Consider the following 19,448-nt stretch of genomic DNA (forward strand, 5'->3'; position numbering starts at 1 on the left):
TCCTTTTATTTAAGTTAGTGATCGTTCATTCACTGAAAATGATACAAGATTACTTTTTATATTGCAAACCCTAAATAACAGGGAATGCCTATTTGAAATTATGCTGATTATACAATGACAATCATTGAGCTTATAAAAGGCAGGCGTTGATGACGGCCATTGCACAGAATGTGAAGAAAATGGCCCGACACCTACATGTCTTTTGTGGCTTAGAAATAGGCTTTCTCAACTTAAAAATTATTCCACATTGGTTGATGATTTTTTGTGACGTTTAATGGGTGAACCAGAGTTATCTTTAATAAATTTTCCACTAAACAGCTTTGTGAAAAATATCTTTCATGATACAGTGGAAAAACGGTGTAGTTTTACCGCCGCCATTTATTTGAAAAGTGGAATTAAATGGAATTATGTACGATAATAAGTAAGCATTTTAAAAACTTTCTTGAATTAAACTGAGGTGCTCAATGAATCGAATTTTACTGGTTGAAGATGATGATAATTTGGTGTTCGGTATTGAATATACTTTAACAAGTGAAGGATATGGCGTTGTTCTTGCGGGTAGCTTGGAAGAAGCCAGAAAGGCATTAAAGACAGACGACGTCGATTTAATTTTGTTGGATATAAATTTACCTGATGGTTCAGGGTATGACCTGTGTAGGGAAATCCGTGCATTATCCCAGGTTCCCATCATTTTTTTGACAGCTTTGGATGAGGAGACAAATGTTGTTGCTGGTCTTGATTTGGGAGCAGATGATTATATGACCAAACCGCTCCGTACCAAAGAACTTCTCTCTAGAATGAAAGCCGTATTAAGGCGCAATCATAAGCCCAAGGATGAACCGAATAGATGGATATCCGACGATATTGAAGTTCGAGTTCTAGAAGGAATTGTTCTTAAAAACAATCAGGAACTTTTATTGACGGGGCTGGAATATCGATTGCTATTGATGTTAATGACTCACCCCAAGCAAATTTGCAGCAGAAGTATCATCCTTAACAGTCTGTGGGATATGTCAGGAGAATTCATTGATAACAACACCCTTTCAGTTCATATCAGAAGGTTAAGAGAGAAGATCGAGGATGTTCCTGCAGTACCGAGATACATCATTACCGTTCGAGGAGTCGGATATAAATGGAATGCAGATATTGTAGGGAGATAAACCATGAATGAATTCGTCCGTAATCCAGAGTGGAAGTCTATTACTGTTAAAGCGATCGTATTACAAGTTATGTTAGCGGTAATCATATTCTTTTATATGAGTTATCAAGTCAGTCAGATCAATAAGGCCGTGGTTAATCAAAATGCTGCATTGATTGGTTATGTTTTGAAGCAAGCTCCTCAACTAGAAAATGAAATTATCCACTTTATCACTCAGGGTGCACAAGAAAATGAAATCGTAGAGGGAAAACGCAGCCTGGCTCAATATGCATATAAGGAAGATATGCCCGTAAACGATCAACCTGTACTCTCGGATAACGCCTTACCCATGAAAACGGCGGCTCAGGTTTTGCTTTATAGTATTCCATTACTGCTGTTATTGGGATGGGAATACCGCAAAATATTTAACAAGATTCGAACCATAACCTTTGCAGCGGAGCAAGTTGTTGAACATCAGTTTGATCAACCGCTTCCGGAGAATGATGAAGGGGACTTTGGCGCATTAGGACGAAACTTTAACGCGATGGCCGAAAGGTTACACAACAGTCTTCGGCAACTCCAGCAAGAGAAAATGTTTCTACGCAACTTGCTTTCCGATATTTCGCATCAGCTCAAAACGCCACTAGCAATCCTCATCGTTTTTAATGAAAATTTGCTAAATGATCCTCATATGAAAGAAGAAATGAGAACGAAATTTCTGGATCGAGGCCGTCAACAACTAGAGCGAATGGAATGGCTGATTATCAGTTTGCTGAAGCTGGCACGGGTCGAAGCCGGAGCAATAACGTTCCTGATAGAACGCGTTCGAGTAAGAGAAATGATCGATCATGCTGTACATTCGTTGCGAATGTTATCCGAGCAAAGGAAGCAGAAGATTCACATTCATGGTGGAGAAGATATGTATGTTTGGGCGGATGAAGAATGGCTAACAGAAGCCTTGATTAACTTGATTAAAAATGCACTGGAACATACGCCACTAGAGGGAGGAATTGATGTTATTTTAGAAAAAAATTCATTATTCCAGACAGTAATCATTCGAGATCAAGGAGAAGGCATTTCCCCAGAAGATTTGCCTCACATTTTTGAACGATTCTATAGAGGGAGAAGAACGACAAAGCCGCAAAGTCTTGGCATTGGCTTGTCTTTATCCAAGTCCATTATTGAAGAGCAAGGCGGTATGATCACCGTTGTAAGTCAGTTAGGGCTAGGAACAGAATTTAGAGTTTCGTTTAATAAATGGGATAGTGGAGGAAGCTTACAATAACGTAAGCTTCCTCTTCACTTTATTGTAAGCTTCGATCTTTATAATAACAAACATACAAAGTGAAACATTAGCTCAGGAGGTAAACAGGTGGAAATACTAAAAACTATTAATTTGTGTAAAACCTATGGAAGTGCAGAGGCAAAGGTTGAAGCTTTAAAAAATGTCAATTTCTCTGTTCAACATGGAGAATTTGTTGCCATCGTAGGAGCCAGTGGATCAGGAAAAAGTACCTTAATGCATCTTCTAGGTGGAGTGGACCGCCCGGCTAGTGGACAGGTCATCATCGATGGTACGGATCTTTACTCCAGAAGTGAAGAGGAGCTCGCTGTATTCCGAAGACGGAAAATTGGATTTATTTTTCAATCATACAATCTGATCCCGGTCCTATCTACAGAGGAAAATATCAAGTTACCGATGCTATTAGAGAACAAAAGGGTAGATGAAAATTATGTTCAGGAATTAATGGGTATATTAGGTCTGACCGAGCGGAGACATCATCTTCCATCCGAATTGTCAGGCGGACAACAGCAAAGAACGGCGATTGGCCGTGCGTTAATTAATAAACCGTCGATTATCTTGGCGGATGAACCTACCGGAAATCTGGATAGTAAAAACAGCAGGGATATTATGGACTTACTTATGTTTTCAGTTAAAAAATATAATCAGACGTTAATCATGATCACGCACGATTTGAATATTGCTAAAATCGCAGATCGAGTCGTAAGAATCGAAGACGGAGTCCTTCTACAGGCAAATGAGGTGAGTGAAAGTTGAAAAGCTACACAGATCTTACTGGAAAATATTTAAAGGGACAGAAAAAAAGATCGATGCTTACAATCTTAGGTATAATCTTGTCGGTTACACTGTTTACTTCCATTGGAACAATCGGGATGAGCTATTGGGATAAGTCAGTCAGACAAACCATGCAGGACTTCGGAGATTACCACGTCTCTTTCAATGGTATTTCAGGAGAAGCAATCCCGAAAGTCAAAAACAATGCAGCCGTAAAAAGTGCCGGCGTCATCAGTAGAGAAGGATATGCTGTCCTTAGGGAAACAAAAGAGAAGGAAAAGAAGGAAGATCCGTTTGCCGCACCCTACCGGTACTTGAATGTCAAGGGATATAATGCGAATGCAATGAACATGCTTCAGTCACAGCTAGACTCGGGCAGGTACCCGGAAAATTCGAATGAAATTATCCTTTCATCTTCGAGTCTGAGTTATTTTTTAAAAAAACCAAAGCTTGGCGAAATAATTACGCTAAACCTTGGAATCCGGAAGGTGGCGTCAACTGGTGAAGACAAAAAGATTAACGGACTTGGCGATTATGGTTGGGATCTTGACGAAGCCTTCCAAGCTCAATCCCAAAGAGAATATACTGTTGTAGGCTTTATGAAGCCGTCAAGCAAAGAGAATTGGTCTTCCGGATACATCTTTCCTGCAATTACTTTCAATGATAACAAGAGTATCGATAACTACAAAAATTACTTTATTTACGTCAAAATGAAATCTTTGAAGAACATCAAAGAAAAGACGGAAGCCTTGATGTCCTCTTTACAGCTGAGTAATGTCGAACAAGGTTCCGCTATGCAACTGGATAGGGATAACTTTATTGAAAATGTAAGAATTGAGTACAATAATGAACTGCTTAAATTGTATGGCAAAAGCATTTATGAAGGTGTGAATAACAGCTTAATCCTAACTTTCGCTGCTGTCATTGCGATTATAATGATTTGTACGATTGCAATGATTTATAATATTTTTCATATTTCTGTACTGGAGCGGATTTCACAATTCGGTATGTTAAGATGCATTGGAGCTACACCAGCCCAAATTCGCAAAATTGTGATGCAAGAAGCAACCCTGATAAGCTTGATCGGCATACCCATCGGGATTCTCACAGGAACCCTTTTTATGAAGGTATTGTTTTACAATATCAGCTTGTTAACGTTAGGTTTCTTAAATGATATGAGAATGGTCATTTCCCTACCGATTCTAATCTCTGCCGGTTTATTGGGCTTGCTGAGCGTATACCTTTCCGCTATTGGACCAGCAAAACAAGCAGCTCGCGTATATCCTCTTGAAGCGCTGAAAAATGCGGGAAGCTCGAAGGTTGAAAATATCACAAAGGTCAAAAAGTCTCTGTTTGTTAAAAGGCTGTTTGGCGTCGTAGGGCAGTTCGCAAGCAGAAACTTGCAACGGAACAAGAAACGTTTCCGGATTACAGCCTTTTCCATGATTATTAGTATTATTTTATTTATTGTCTTTAGTGGTTTGGTTGATTTCATGCAGCAAATAACACAGCTCTCGGGTGCGCAGTATTCTTATTCGCTTTCCTATGATGGTCCTTCAAGTCGAATAGACGATACTGTGTATCGGAATGTTTCTAAGCTTGATGCTGTTCAACAAGCCTACAAATTTTACAGGAATCAAGTAGATGCAATCATCCCTAAGGATAAGATCAATCCCAAATATTATGGATTTCATAAGGATCGATACATCGTTTCCGAAGGGGAAGGGTATCGAACAGATAATAATTTCCTTGTGTCCTACGGAGACAATGGCTTGGATGCTCTGCAATCCAAACTCACGGCCGGGAAGATTGACAAAGAGAAAATGAACCAAGAGAATGGCGTTATCGTCCTACAAAAAATAATGATGATGACAGAAGAAGGCAAACGACTAATTCTCGATCAAACCCAATTTAAGGTTGGAGATCACATCAAAATCCGAACAATTGACGGAAATCATAATGAATATCAAACCGTGACTGTGGTCGGAATTGTCGATCAAGATTTGTTATCGAAGAAATATAGTACAGGTCAAGATCTTTCATTTATTACGACGCCGAAAGTATACTCCAAGATTATGGGTAGCGACACTTATTCCAGAATATTTATCCTCGCTAATCCCGATATATCAAATCATCCTATAACGGACTATCTTAAATCATTAACTGATAAAAACGCTGGTTTTAACTACCATGATCGAGTGGCAGAGGTCGCTCAAGCTAAAAACGATGCAAAGACTTTTAGTATCTTGCTTTACGGTTTTATCGGTGTCATTGTTCTAATTGCTTTCTTGAACATTGTAAATACAGTAAGTACGAATCTAATTCTTCGTACGAAAGAATTTGCAACCCTCAAGGCCATCGGCATGACCCAGAAGGAAGTGAGAAAAATGATTATTTTAGAAGGCGTATTTTATGGACTATTTGCCGCCGTGATCGGAATTATCCTAGGGACGACGCTGAATTATGGAATACAAGTTCTCTTTGCGAGTGCTTTGGATGCAGATTGGGTGTTCCCGTGGTACAGTATCGGCATCGCTTTCGCAGGTTCGATGATTACGACGATCGTCGCAACGATTGGGCCGATGTACAGGTTGAATAAAGTTAGTATCGTAGATGCTCTCCGGAGTGAGAACTAGGATCGGTTGGTTAAAAAGTGTAACACAAAGCCAGCTAAAAATAATGAATTTAAAACAGGCACCCTTTAATCATATGGGGTGCCTGTTAAATCGTTCTTTAAATATTTCAGTAGTGATTCAGCGGGGGACGGTACGGCTATGAGCTGCTAACATCTGATATAACTAATGATATAAAATCCTTACTAGTAGATTGATCCAAAAATAATGTAACTATATTCTCATATGTAATTACGTAAAATAGTGTGCCCAAAGTGATGTAGACATTTGTCGCGGGACAAGAACATTTTGTCATTGCGGATTAGATAATTATCTAAGCAAAGTTTCTATCTTGTAGCTTATACTTTGGAAACACGGGTAAACGGAGAGGTGACAAAGAAAATCAATTGTAGGAACGTTTCCCCATTAATAACGTGTATTAGAATAAAATTATAGAAGGGGTACAGTTAAACAGATAAAGTGGAGCAACTTGCTCAAGCCAAGAACGACGCGACAACCGCCAGGATCTTTTTATATGGATTTATTGGTGTCATTGTCCTGATTGCATTCCTGAATATACTGAACACCGTCAGCACAATGTCATTCTGCGTACCAAAGAATTTGCAGTTCTTAAAGCCCTCGGCATGACACAACGTAATGTAAAGAAAATGATTCTGTTGGAAGGCGTATTTTACGGCCTATACGCTGCGGTATACGGTAGTATACTCGGAACAGTATTGAGCTATGGTATACATCGTCTCTTCAAAGGTGCTGTCGATGTAGGTTGGACGATTCTAGGGGCAGCATTGTTCTTGCTTGTGCAGGTGCCATAGCAACAACGCTCGTTGCTACAGCTTGGCCGATGTATCGATTAAATCAAACGAGTATCGTTGAGGCTTTGAGAAAGGAAACGTAGATAACTATAAAATAGATTATCACTTAGAAAGTCGCATAGATCGCGGCTTTTTTTGTTTTAGAGATTCAAAAAAAAGGGGGTTGACTTTTCCTTTGGTTTAGGGGGGGACTTGACATGCGTGTGTTATTATCAAAAAGTTGAAAGTTCTCCTCTACAGATTTGGAGAGAGAATGAGATAAGTATGCAAGAGGAGGTTTACATATACACATAACACAATGCGCTACCTGTCATCGCGGTTCGGGTAAACATTATTTCTAAGTAAAGGTATTCTGTAATGCTTTGTTTATGCTATGCAGTGAAAATTAGAAAGACACAGAGGAGTGAAGGTTTTGCAATCAGGAACTATTTCAGAAGAGCAAAAGGTCCCAAATGTTAAAGTTTTACCCATAATGTTCGCATTAATGCTTGCAGGTATCATAGGTACGTTTAATGAAACAGCAATTAATATCGCTATCAGCGATTTAATTAATCAGTTTGCAATTACGGAGTCCACGGTCCAGTGGTTATCAAGTGGTTATTTACTCACACTGGGAATTTTAGTTCCCCTTTCAGGATTATTGATACAGTGGTTTACAACGAGGCAACTTTTCCTGACATCAGTCATTATTTCAATCGTAGGGTCAGCAATAGGTGCTATGGCGGGAAGTTTCGATATATTGCTATTAGGAAGGATACTTCAAGCTGCTGGAGCAGCCCTGCTCTTTCCTTTGATGTTTAATACTGCTCTCATTATATTCCCAGCCGAGAAACGCGGAAAAGCGATGGGGCTGGTCACTCTTGTGTTCACAGCGGGACCTGCTTTAGGTCCAACCACCTCAGGTCTATTGATTGATAATCTGAGCTGGCACTGGATATTCTGGGTATCGTTAATGACTCTGGTGGTTGCTTTGGTGATAGGCGTTACATTTATAAAAAATGTAGCACCAATAACTAAACCACGTATTGATATTTACTCTCTGGTTTTGTCGACAATTGGTTTTGGCGGATTGGTTTACGGTATTAGTACTGCTGGAGAAGGAGATCATGGCTGGGGTAACCCTGTAGTCATTGTATCTCTGATCGCCGGTGTTGTTGCATTGATACTATTTGTCATTCGACAACTGAACATGAAAGAACCTCTTATGAACGTAAGAACACTTAAAAACCCGATGTTTGCCATCGGTACGGCGCTAGTATTCATTTGTATGAGTGTTGATCTTGCAGCGATGTTTGTTCTTCCTATGTTTTTGATTCGTGTTCTTGAATTAAGTGCTTTGACAGCTGGATTGACTCTTCTTCCAGGCAGCATCATTTCAGCTGTGCTTTCTCCTGTTGTTGGGTCGCTCTTTGACAAATTCGGACCTAAGTTTTTGGTAGTTCCTGGTCTAATTCTAACTGCGGCCACCCTATGGTTCTATTCTGATATTACGGTTGCATCGTCAATCGCATTGATTGTCGTCTTGCATACCTGTCTGATGGTTGGAATTATTATGGTGTGGATGCCTGCTCAGACGAATGGTCTGAATCAGCTACCTGCTGAGATGTACCCGGATGGTACGGCTATTATGAACACGCTGCAGCAAATTGCAGGAGCGATCGGGATTGCTATGGCGGTTAGTGTCATGACAAGCGGAGTAGGAGACTTTATGAACAATGTTGCTGATCCTTCAAACCCGGCTAATGCAACATTGGCTTTGACGGCTGGTATGCAGAACGCATTATTCTTCGTGATGTTTGTTGCCCTTGCCGGCCTTGTTCTTGGCGTATTTGTTAGACGAGTGAAAGTCCAAAAGTGGTCAGGAGACTCCGATTGGTCATAATGCTTCTCAAGAAGCATTGTTGATTCAACCACAGATTTATTAAAAGGTGTAAGAGCGAATAGATTATTTACGATTATCTATTCGCTCTTCTATTTCATTTGTTGGAGGGTGAACATCGCAAATGAAGAAGAGGTGAGTCTATGCATATGTCTGAAGCCGATCTCATAGAATTCCTTACATCGAACCCTCATGTGAAAATTCGAGAACCGCCTCGGGAGCCTTTACCTACTCAACGTCTTACATTTGATAGCCAAGCGGAGGAGCGCTTCTATAATAAGCGGGTTGTTCCTTTAATTATTGCAGGTTACCTTCATAAGCTAGAGCTTCATAAAACCTTTGAGATCATGCAGGCTGTGGAACACTGTGGCAAGAAGTATAAAAAACGTGTGTATACACCTGATTTCTACATGGAACACAAAGATGGTTCTGTTGAAATCGTTGAGGTTAAAGGACGGATGATCAAAATAATGCAACGAGATTATCCTCTTCGTCGTCATATTTTTTATTTTAAAGTACTGTCTTCCAAATAACTAGAAGTTTATTGAGGTACATGATGATGAGATATAGCGCGAGGATGAATAACCCGAAATTGAATTGTATCGATATAAGAATAGTTTAAGAGTCTTTTATATCATGATCCATATTAAAATCTAATACGTGTAAAGAGGAGAGTGTTTGGAATGTCAAACCTAAGTAAAGTAATTTCACTTACCAATGAAGAGCAAAAACTTCTTCAGAATGCTACGGAATTAGTTCCATTCTTAAAGGAATATGGTACGGAAATTGATAAAAACATGCACATACCGGAAGAAGTTATCGAAAAGCTTTCAAGTGCAGGACTTTTTAAGCTCAGAACACCGAAGAAATATGGTGGATTTGAAGTTAGCATAAGGGCAATGATTGAAATTGTCTCTGAAGTTGCGAAAGGCAATGGTTCTGTTGGATGGGTGATTCAAAATTTAAATGGAAATAACTATAGTGCATCCCAGCTACTACCCTCAAATGTGGTAAGTAAAATCTTCAATCAAGTCAACGAAGTGAGATTCTGCTCGGTACTTCAAGCCATCAAAACAGCGGTGAGGAAAGTTGAGGGAGGTTATCTGGTTGAGTATGGTCGTTGGGCCTTTGGTTCCGGGTCTAAGCATGCAACACATGCATTGTTAAATTTAAAGGATGCGAGTGGAATGCAGCAAGATCCCAAAATGCAGCTTGCTGTTGTTCCCATGGATGAAATTAAAATTATTGATGATTGGCACACGATGAGCCTAAAAGGATCGGCAAGTAACAGTTTGGAAATGAATGATGTTTTTATTTCTGATGAGTTTGTCGCTTATGAGGATGCAGAGCAAGTTGATGAAAGCATGCTGCAGCATCTAAAAGGCGAAGACAGATTCAAACCTTATTTATTTTTGATAACCAGTCTCACAACAGGAATTAGCACAATTCTGGGACTTGCAAGAGGAGCGTTGGAACACTTTGTTGAAAAGGCACCCCATAAGGGAATAGCCATGACAATCCACAAATCCCAGGCAGAAATTGGACATATCCAGTACAAGGTAGGACTGGCAGCCATGAAGATCGAATCTGCTCATCTTCATATCCATCGATCCGTTGAAATTCTAGAGACTTATGAAAAGAACTGTGAGCTCCTAGATCAACAAAACTTCGCGCGGGTTCAAACGGATATTGGATATGCGGCAATGTTATGTTGGGAAGCCGTTGAAATGTTAGTGGTCGAAAGCGGCGGAAGTGTAATACTGGATTCGAACCGACTATCCCAAATATTCCGCGATATTCGTGGTGGGGCTAATCATGCGTTTACCACAGCTTCTACTTGCATGGAACTGTACGGAAGAGTGCTTCTAGGGCTGGAACCACAGCATATTGTAACGCTAAGCAGTACACATGTAATAAGAGATACTCATAAAAAGGAGCTAGTATAAGGAACTAACGACAAGCTAAGTCAGAATAAGTCTATTACATGAATAAGAAGCCACTGATTTCCCAGATCAGTAGCTTCTTATTTGTATATTGTCTGGTAAAATATTGTCACATTGTTCCTAGAATAAAGGTAAAGTTAAATCCATCATTCTTTACTTCACAACACGGTAAAGAAAATGAAAGACGTTGCTGTTCCTAAAACATATACCACAAAAATAATAAATGAATTTCGAGATTAATTCTGAAGCGCTTAAAAAATACTAAGTTAAACTCAAAATTGTGAAATTGGTTATGATACTAAGTTATGTGATTATTACTATTCAAGAGAAACTGGGGTGCAGTTTCTCTTGAATAGTAATTGTACTTTGCTTCCTAAAACGTATGATGAAGAGTTCTACTATAATGGATATTACTGAAAGTATGAGTCCCAGTGCATAGACTCCTTACAAGCATGCAACCGAAAAAGCAACTATCTCTGCAGAATCGGCCAAACACTTGCTTTGAGCCGAAAACATTTTGCTGATAAGCAAAGCGGTACCTAAGGCCCCTGCCATTTGCAGCAAATGGCGTACAGTGAGGATATAATTCTTTGGGTAACTGTTCAGTCCAGGGGTTTACACTGGCATCAACACAAGGGATACTCCCACTAAGAATATAGAATGCATTAGGATAATATACGTTGTGGTAGTCGAAGCATCAATTCCTGTAAACATCCACATTGCAAATGCAACGATGACCACTCATGGAACAATGACGACCCGCGACCCGAAAATATCAAACAGTTTTCCGGAAATAGGTCCCATCAAACTGTTTATAATACTACCAGGAAGCATAATAATACCTGATTTAAAGGCTGTAAGTAGTAATACTCCCTGCAAATACATAGGCAGTAGTGCCATCGTGGAGAACATACTCATCATCATGGTGATCATCAGCACAACCATCAAGGCAAATATAGGGTACTTAAAGGTGCGCAAATTAAGAATCGGATTTTTGATCCTTAGTTGTCTGAAGATAAACCACGCCAATGACAAACAAGCAACACTAGCGTCCAGTAAACTTCCGGATTTGACCATCCAAGATCACCGGATTTACTGAAACTATAAACAATGCCACCAAAGCCGAGTGTAGATAAAATGATGGATAGAATATCAATCTTGGGCTTGGTGATTTCCATAACATTGGTCAGGTATTTCACTCCTACAAAAATAGAAATCATAGCCAAGGGAATGAGGATGTAGAATAACCAGCGCCAGTTTAATGAATCGATAATAACACCTGAAAGCGTAGGTCCAAGTGCTGGGGCAGACATGATCACTAGACCCATCAGGCCCATTGCAGCACCGCGTTTTTCCGGCGGGAAGATAATCAATATCGTATTCATCATCAGAGGCATCATAAGCCCCGTACCAAATGCCTGTACAATCCTACCTGTGAGTAGAAAACTGAATGTTGGAGCAAATGCCGCAATCAAGGTTCCAGCAAGAAACGTAACCATTGCCGCTGTAAATAACTGCTTGGTTGATATCCATTGCTGCATCACCGCTGTACTGGAACTAGTACGCCGACGACAAGCATATAAGCGGTAGTAAGCCATTGAATGGTTGAAGCTGTCACTCCAAATTCCTGCATCAGTTCAGGCAATGCATTGCTTAACAAAGTTTCACTAAGAATTGCTATAAAAGCACCTATAACTAATGCTACCAATATCGGAGTTCTTTTGATTTTGTATAAATCGATCTTGCTGCTTGAAATAACGACACCGGCGGTACTCATTAAGTATTCTCCCTTTTCACATCGTCTACAAATGTAGACTAGATATACATTTGAGGATAATCATGCAAGTTTTCGAAAAAAATAATCATTATACTGAAATTCTTAAAAGATGAAATATTGATCTCACAATACAAAATGAACAGCAGGGTTCCGATGAAATTAATAGCTTTTTAATACATACCAAGGAGGATTATGATATGACATCCGAGAAGAACAGAACTTGATTTGAATGCATTTATAGCTCAGCTAACATATTTAGAGAGTTAGGATTACGACATGAGGTATTGCGCTCTTATTAAATTTTGAGCTAAATGAACAAATGATCTGAGCCTAGGAGTAAAGTATCTATTACTGTTTCCTGTTATCTTATAGGTAAAGTTAGAACGCAAGACCTTACGGATGGAAATCCAACTAAATCTCATGGAAGTCAATTCCAGTTCTATTAACTAATTACGAAATTATCCTTAAGGTGATGTAGGAGAAAAAGGGGGATTCCTAATGTCCATGAGAACTAGCAAGTTGATCAAAGCTCCGCAAGAGCTGGAGTGTGCACCAGATAAAAAAGGAAGTCTAAAGCAGAACGGGTTATCCGTCATTAAATTTTATTTGCATACACAAGGTGATATAGGAACATGCTTCCTGAAGGAACATCTTTTGTTGTTTGTTAAATCGGGCATTTACACGGTACGTTTTAGAGATCAAGAGTATATCGTCCGGAGCAATGAAATGGTGTTTATTAACAAGTCTATGCTGGTTGAATACGAGAAATCAGGGGAACCCGGTTCTGAATACATGCTTGATTATATGATGTTTTTCCTGAATGAGAAATTGGTTGAGGAATTTGTCCAATTCGCTGGTTTAAAACCGATTTATCCAGTGAACGGTGAAGTTCCTGTATCCATTATTAAGGTTAATGACCTCACTCTATCTTACATTGAGTCTTTAAAACCCTATTTCGACAACCCAGACGATGTTAGAAATGCACTCGTTCGGATCAAGTTAATGGAACTTCTATTTCACCTGGTAGACTCAAATGATCATTTTCAATATCAACTGTTGCAACTATCTAACCATGATAGGAACAGTAGTATCGATAAGATTATGGAAGAAAATTTCACAAATCCCGTATCCCTCAATGATCTGGCTTATTTGTCTGGTAGAAGCCTGTCAACGTTCAAACGGGAGTTTCAGGCAATATATCATACCTCACCGTTGAAATGGATTCGCAATAGGAGGTTGGATAAAGCTAAGAAGTTACTGTTAGAGACGTCACTGTCTGCTACCGATGTCTGTTTCACTACTGGGTTCGAAAGCGTTGCTCACTTTTCCAAAGTGTTCAAACTTCGGTTTGGACTCCCACCGTCGGAGTTTAGACAACAGTTTAAGCGAAGAGAGGAGGGGTTGAAGGAATAGCATGTAATTTTCTGCTAAAAATATGTGATTAGCCTGTTTTCTTGGCAACTCATTCTTTTTCGATTTAAGTGTAGCGATAATATAAAATAAGAAGTTTAAAAAGGAGAAGATCGTATCTTGAATCGTTGGTTTAGGGATTTACTAATTATCAGACTTTTGAAATTAATTGAGTATGAAGAGGAAGAAATGTTCAAACAAATATATTGTAGTTTTCTTGAAAGAATAAAATAGAGGCTTAACAGAGGAATACGAACTGGTCCGGACATATTGTTCCGGCAAGACACAGAAAACGCACAATTAAAGATTCCACACAAATTAAGGAGAGAACGAAGATGGTTACGGTACTACTTATAGTTATTTACCTCGTATTTATAGGTCTCGGACTGCCAGATGCCTTACTTGGCAGTGCATGGTCCATTATGAAATTTGATATCGGCGCCGCAACAGAAATGGCAGGTTATATATCGTTAACGGTCTCGTTTTGTACTGTTGTATCCAGTTTATTTGCAAGTAGATTATTGCATAGATTTGGTACAGGAAAGGTAACTTTATTCAGTATTCTATCTACAACGATTGCCTTGCTTTGGTGTCAAAAACGAGGGGAGATTTGTGTCAATCAACAAGAACGGCAAAAACCTTAAAAACAAGGGGTAAAACCGATTTATATACATATGTACAAAATACGAGTTTTGTGAATATGTATATAGAGAAACGCATAACAGCACGATTTTCCTAAACTCAAAATCACCGTTAGGCCAAGGTGTCCAGTGACAACAAGTTTACTCCTTTATTGACAACAAGTTTGCCGAATTATAGATTATGACAACAAGTTTACCCCTTTTCTTATATGATTTTTGTTGAAACAAGCTTTGAACTCCATATTTCTGGTCTCGTTCTTCTTGAAAGGTATAAACTTGTTGTCACTTTCCTCGTGAGGGGTAAACTTGTTGTCATTCTCCTCGAAAGGCATAAACTTGTTGTCATTCTCCTCGAAAGGTATAAACTTGTTGTCACATCTTCATGTTTAAGCTCTTATTTAAATAAAATCATTATTACAAGTAGCTATAAATTACTTTTGTTTTCTATCATGGTTTACATCACTTATCCATATTGTTAACTGCTTTCCTCATTTCTTCATCAGTTAAATGTGTATAGATCATTGTTGTTTGTATTGAGGAATGTCCTAATTGGTTTTTCAATCTAGGCACATCATTGTTCTCTAAGTGATAACGCGTTGCAAATGAATGTCTCAGAGAATGCACGGTTAAAGCTGGTTTTCCAAAAGCTGAAGCATACTTTTCAATCAGTTTTTCAATGGATCTCTGCGTTAAGCGTCGGCTTTTTCCCTTGCGACCAACAGGAGCTGCAATAAACAAAAAGTTTTCGTTTCTTTCTGGAACATATCTGGATTCTCTGATCTGAAGATAATTTTCTAAATCCAGTAAAGCTTGCTTGCTGAAATACACATATTGTTCTTTATTACCTTTTCGTATAACACGAACTAAAGCTTTATTCATATCCAGATCTTCAATGTTAATGCCTGCAATCTCAGAGAGCCTAAGACCTGATCCTAAAATTAGGGAAACAATGGCTGTATCTCGTTCACGGTTAAATTGATGGAAATTGAAAATACGTTTATTCTCTTTATTGATTTCTCCGTAATCATGGGCTACAAATAGCCTAAACGACTCAAAATCGTCTTCCCTGAGAATTTTCCCATCAATACGATTGGCAATGGTTTCTTGGGTTTCTTTAACTACATTTAAATCCATTTTGGCCATAACATTGCGCTGGATATATGGCTTTAGGTCACTTGTTTCAGCCTTGTTCTGTAAGTAATCAAATAAGGATTTTAGTGAGGACAATTTACGGTTAATGGTTAGCTTGGTATTGCCTAGTTGATACTCTAAGAAAGATAAAAAATTTTCCACTTCACGGATTGTTAGAATCTCCAACGTAGCTAAATCAATATCTTTTCGTTTAGCTGCAGTAAAGTTCTCTGTAACTAACCAGTCAAAAAATATAATATAATCGTGGCAATAATTAAGGAGTGTCGTAGGTGAAAGCTTACGTTTTTTACTATCTATAAATTCCGTAACGAACCACGGCAGTTCTGACAATTTTTCATCAATGCGATTCATGTAATGTAATTTCATTTGCTTGTCCAATGTATGACCTCCTTATATAATTATAATTCTCTAATAATTATTCGTCAAATATGTATTTTACGTAATAATATTCCGTGGTAACACATCAAACAACTTGTTCAAGGAAGAACCAAGTCACTGTACATCTATCCTCAAATCCGGACAAGAACTTGGTTCCTAAAAAAAATCCGCTTAAGTAGCAACTTTATAATGTATGGCACAGGCTACAAATTTCAGATCATCCGACCAACCATTCCATCGCATTTGACGGAAATTTCTCTTCTGTGATGAGTGCTACTTCCTCGTCGGTGAGTGCGTAAACATTGGTCTCTCCACTTTGATGGACCATGCATTGCTTGTTGATATCTTTTTTTCTCAGTGTAAAAAAAGAGTATCCTAAGTTTATTTGACCATTTAATGATTCTACTCAGCCTGCAAAAATGCAGCCTAAGTGCGATTATATCAGCTCTATATACCAAATATTAATATCCAGCTTTCTTCATCATCTCTTCATAGGGGACACCAACTGCTATCGCAATACGCTTTAGAATAGATGGTTCAGGAATTCCTCTTTTGCCCTTCTCTAAACAGTAAATATAATTCGAAGACAGACCAATCGACTTAGCTAATGCAGTGAAAGTAAACCTCTTTCTTTCTCTATGCTGCTTTAGATAAGAACAAAAGTCAGACACTGTCGATTGTGAGAACCTAGATCTACTACTTACCAGTTCCGTAATGGGAATATGGCGAATATTTTCAATAATTTCATAAGGCAACGTATCTAGTGCCATAGCCCTTTTTATTTTTTCTTTCTCAGCACCAAATATATCAACAATGGCATTCAGCTCTTCTTCAGTTTTTGGTGGATAATAAAGATAATTATTTACATGCTTTGAATCATGTGAAATTCCACGTTCATTAAGGGCTACTGATAGTTCTTTTAAAGTGTACCAATTTCTTTCGTTATAAAAGCGGATTATTTCAGTGTAAAACAGATTCAAGTATTCCCCTCCTTTTCTACCCACTATTCCCCCTCATCAGGATTCGACACAACATCCAATTCTCCCTGCTACTTCTTTACTGGGACTTAACTGTATTCCTAGTTAGTATGATTTTGAAAGCTATCTTTAATTGCTTATATTGCCCAAGCATAAAGCTTTGTATATTTCATATCAGTTAATAATATGTGTCACATAAATATAAATCTTATAATTTCAAGGTTTAATAAAATTAATAACTTACTAAAAGAAATACGAGTTTTATGCATAAGCCAGTTAGAGTTTGTGGCAAGAAGTTATCTCTTTTCATGTTTAAATGTTGCCACTTGACAGTTCGTTGATGAGACTGAACCTGCTCCTCAGTGAGAAAACCTTGCCCAGCCTATTCTCTATGTCCTGTATGCCTCGGAGGAGCCCTTCGAATTCCTCCTGCTTTTGATAACTGTAGATGTACATCTTCATCTGGCCATTAAACCAGAGGTATTAACTCCTGTTCAGAATTGACAGCTCCTATGATACACAATCTGGACTTGTGTAAGGCAATTCTCCCAGACACCTCAAGAGCTCATATCAAAACATTTTCTAACATCTACGAATGAATGATGAATGATACATCATGATTATTCAAAGCGTTCATTTTGTGTTTGTTCCCGAGTGTACTCCCATTTGCGTATCCGATGATATGGTTGCCTTGCCCCGTATGGCCGGTATAGCCATCGTCATTGGTGTCAAAGCCCCAGACCTTGCTGAGCTTTCCATTGTGGAAGTTGTAGGACACCAGTACCGTACGCGTGTAATAGCCACAGCTGAACATGGCGCTTGGATGCTCTCCATCCAGGTAGGCTACTGCTGCCAGGAAACGGTCCACGCGATTTCCGTAGCCATTTCCCCATGATGCGACGTCCCCGCGAGGAGGATCATAATCCACCGTATCCAGTGCAGCTCCGATCTGCCCGTCGAAGACAGTCAGGAATTCATCACCAAGCAGCACATAACCTGAGCTATTCCGATGATCTGCATCGGCATCTCCAATGACATTGCATTGGCCTAAAGAATGCCCTGTTGCCCCAAATACTCCGCCAGGATGAACCAGTAGTGTCTGGTGGGCTCAATACCGAAAAGGACGTCACTCTTGGCATGTTCCTGCTGAAGCTCCTTCATCTACTGAACCAGTGCTCGAATCCGGCACGAGTATTGGTGAACACACAATCCTTTCCGAGTTCAATCCCTCGAAAATCTATGGCGCGGGCCACATGGGGTTCTTTGGCGATGTCTGCGCCTATGACAAGGGTTTTGTCGGAAATTCATGTAATCCGTTGATTCTGTTTCATCGATTGCTTATATGGCTCCTAGTCATTTAGTATTAGGATAAATATACCATGTGGGTATTCTGATTTTTTATATAAATATTACAAAAATACCAGGATATCTCCTAGGGTTATATACATTTAAACTTATGAAATATTGTATGTACTGAAATTTCCACGAAAGTCAGATGATATAATAATCTTTTGATACTCATCACGTTTTTCGGAAGGATCAAAATCATTCAAATACCAAGTAACATCTCTGGGTAATCTCTTGCAAATCTCTTTAACATAAATTTCATCAACCTTCGAAAAAGAAAATCCAAAGGAATAGACTCTATCAATGGATACTTTCTCTAGATCTTCAAAAAATGCATTGTTCTTTTTGATTGCACTACTTGTATCTTTCTTTAGCAACTCATCAATTTGTTGGAGGGCTGTTTCTGAACCAGTGTATTTATCCAGATAATACTCTGTATAATCTTCATCATTGCCATGCCCAAAAACTAATTCAGTGCCTTGTTCGCCATGGATATGGCAAACGTACTGAGCTCCATATACAGTTTCCAGTGTTGAGGTATAGTTAAATGTAAGAAAAAGATCTTTTTCTGGATCGATTAGTGCAGAAAAATCATCTATTTTATCAACCTCTTCAATCTCTATCGTATCAATCCATTCAGAGAAGAGTTCAGCAATGCTTAGGGTAGGCTCGACAAGACCCGACGCAAGATCTTCTGTATTGTATAGGTTTTTAAAGTGATCAGGATCACCGTCGTTGTCGCGAACGGTCTCCAAACTGTCAAAAATTTCGTCATAATCTAAATATCCTAATGAGTGCTCCAGATTACTCCATTCTTCTCCATCCACATTTGAAACAAGCCGAAGTAAGTACGATACCACATCAACATCTTCATAAGATATATCTCCATCCGCCGTTGTCTGACCCTCAGGTATTGTAAAATTATCTGCATCAGAGTCAGGGTATTCATCCAATAGGTACTGACGAAAATCTTCATATGATGTAGGTAATTTATGCGCTCTGTCAAAACCGTTTCCAATCACAAATAATCTCATTACTATCCCTCCGATTGTAAAAGTCGTTTTGAATGTTTCGTTTCGATATTATGATAATTTTTTATTACTCATTTGTCAACATGATAATCATCCCTTGCTATATTTTGTTTTATCTCACATAGGAACAAATGTTCTTTTCAGAACAAAAAAAGGCCCACCAACAACTCAGTGCCAGTGGGGCAATACTTTCTTTGGCATTGCTTATAGTCAACTATTTATAACTCCATTAAGCTCTCTGCCTTTGATCGCT

General features: G+C 38.9%; 14 protein-coding genes and 2 pseudogenes. 10 read left to right on the forward strand and 6 right to left on the reverse strand.

Annotated features, from left to right (window positions below; genetic code table 11):
* The first annotated feature begins 464 nt into the window (after positions 1-464).
* The 8 genes from NSS66_RS20825 (at position 465) to NSS66_RS20860 (ending at position 10,485) form a co-directional block, all read left to right on the forward strand.
* Positions 465-1,160, forward strand: coding sequence for a response regulator transcription factor (locus NSS66_RS20825; protein ID WP_023988687.1), 696 nt, complete (start codon positions 465-467; stop codon positions 1,158-1,160).
* 3 nt (positions 1,161-1,163) lie between these two features.
* Positions 1,164-2,423: a HAMP domain-containing sensor histidine kinase gene (locus NSS66_RS20830; RefSeq protein ID WP_023988688.1), complete on the forward strand. Its 1,260-nt coding sequence runs from the start codon at positions 1,164-1,166 to the stop codon at positions 2,421-2,423.
* A gap of 87 nt (positions 2,424-2,510) precedes the next feature.
* Positions 2,511-3,197 (forward strand): ABC transporter ATP-binding protein, encoded by a 687-nt coding sequence (locus NSS66_RS20835; protein WP_028541247.1) that lies wholly within the window; start codon positions 2,511-2,513, stop codon positions 3,195-3,197.
* A complete protein-coding gene (locus NSS66_RS20840; protein ID WP_340959685.1) occupies positions 3,194-5,851 on the forward strand; it encodes an ABC transporter permease in 2,658 nt (885 codons plus the stop codon). Before NSS66_RS20835 ends, NSS66_RS20840 begins: the two co-directional genes overlap by 4 nt.
* 581 nt (positions 5,852-6,432) lie before the next feature.
* A complete protein-coding gene (locus NSS66_RS20845; protein WP_226887817.1) occupies positions 6,433-6,660 on the forward strand; it encodes an FtsX-like permease family protein in 228 nt (75 codons plus the stop codon).
* Between the two features lie 472 nt (positions 6,661-7,132).
* Positions 7,133-8,542, forward strand: coding sequence for a DHA2 family efflux MFS transporter permease subunit (locus NSS66_RS20850; RefSeq protein WP_081326325.1), 1,410 nt, complete (start codon positions 7,133-7,135; stop codon positions 8,540-8,542).
* A gap of 140 nt (positions 8,543-8,682) precedes the next feature.
* A complete protein-coding gene (locus tag NSS66_RS20855; protein ID WP_076265079.1) occupies positions 8,683-9,072 on the forward strand; it encodes a DUF1064 domain-containing protein in 390 nt (129 codons plus the stop codon).
* Between the two features lie 150 nt (positions 9,073-9,222).
* Positions 9,223-10,485 carry an acyl-CoA dehydrogenase family protein gene (locus tag NSS66_RS20860; RefSeq protein ID WP_076265078.1) on the forward strand — a complete coding sequence of 421 codons (1,263 nt, stop codon included), beginning with the start codon at positions 9,223-9,225 and terminating at the stop codon, positions 10,483-10,485.
* Between the two features lie 318 nt (positions 10,486-10,803).
* Here NSS66_RS20860 and NSS66_RS20865 read toward each other — a convergent pair.
* Positions 10,804-12,259 (reverse strand): annotated as a pseudogene (locus NSS66_RS20865) (DHA2 family efflux MFS transporter permease subunit).
* A 498-nt stretch (positions 12,260-12,757) separates the two neighbouring features.
* Between NSS66_RS20865 and NSS66_RS20870 the strand changes: the two are divergent.
* Positions 12,758-13,672 carry an AraC family transcriptional regulator gene (locus NSS66_RS20870; RefSeq protein ID WP_340959686.1) on the forward strand — a complete coding sequence of 305 codons (915 nt, stop codon included), beginning with the start codon at positions 12,758-12,760 and terminating at the stop codon, positions 13,670-13,672.
* A 332-nt stretch (positions 13,673-14,004) separates the two neighbouring features.
* Positions 14,005-14,313 carry a hypothetical protein gene (locus tag NSS66_RS20875; RefSeq protein WP_068938394.1) on the forward strand — a complete coding sequence of 103 codons (309 nt, stop codon included), beginning with the start codon at positions 14,005-14,007 and terminating at the stop codon, positions 14,311-14,313.
* A gap of 456 nt (positions 14,314-14,769) precedes the next feature.
* On the opposite strand, the gene xerS is transcribed toward NSS66_RS20875, so the two are convergent.
* The 5 genes and pseudogenes from xerS to NSS66_RS20895 form a co-directional block, all read right to left on the reverse strand.
* On the reverse strand, positions 14,770-15,840 hold the full coding sequence (gene xerS / locus NSS66_RS20880; protein WP_081391188.1) for a tyrosine recombinase XerS: 1,071 nt from the start codon (positions 15,838-15,840) through the stop codon (positions 14,770-14,772).
* Between the two features lie 461 nt (positions 15,841-16,301).
* Entirely contained in the window at positions 16,302-16,820 is a 519-nt protein-coding gene (locus NSS66_RS20885) for a helix-turn-helix domain-containing protein (RefSeq protein ID WP_081391187.1), read from the reverse strand.
* A 586-nt stretch (positions 16,821-17,406) separates the two neighbouring features.
* Entirely contained in the window at positions 17,407-17,910 is a 504-nt protein-coding gene (locus NSS66_RS20890) for a rhamnogalacturonan lyase family protein (RefSeq protein ID WP_445671362.1), read from the reverse strand.
* Positions 17,871-18,121, reverse strand: a pseudogene (locus NSS66_RS26855) (IS110 family transposase); the annotation flags it as partial. The pseudogene NSS66_RS26855 and the gene NSS66_RS20890, both read right to left, overlap by 40 nt.
* A 150-nt stretch (positions 18,122-18,271) precedes the next feature.
* Positions 18,272-19,198, reverse strand: a complete 927-nt coding sequence (locus tag NSS66_RS20895) for a bacteriophage abortive infection AbiH family protein (RefSeq protein ID WP_076265077.1) — start codon at positions 19,196-19,198, stop codon at positions 18,272-18,274.
* Positions 19,199-19,448: the final 250 nt, after the last annotated feature.

Source organism: Paenibacillus sp. FSL R10-2748, assembly GCF_038005565.1.
GTDB classification, from domain to species: Bacteria; Bacillota; Bacilli; order Paenibacillales; family Paenibacillaceae; genus Paenibacillus; species Paenibacillus polymyxa_B.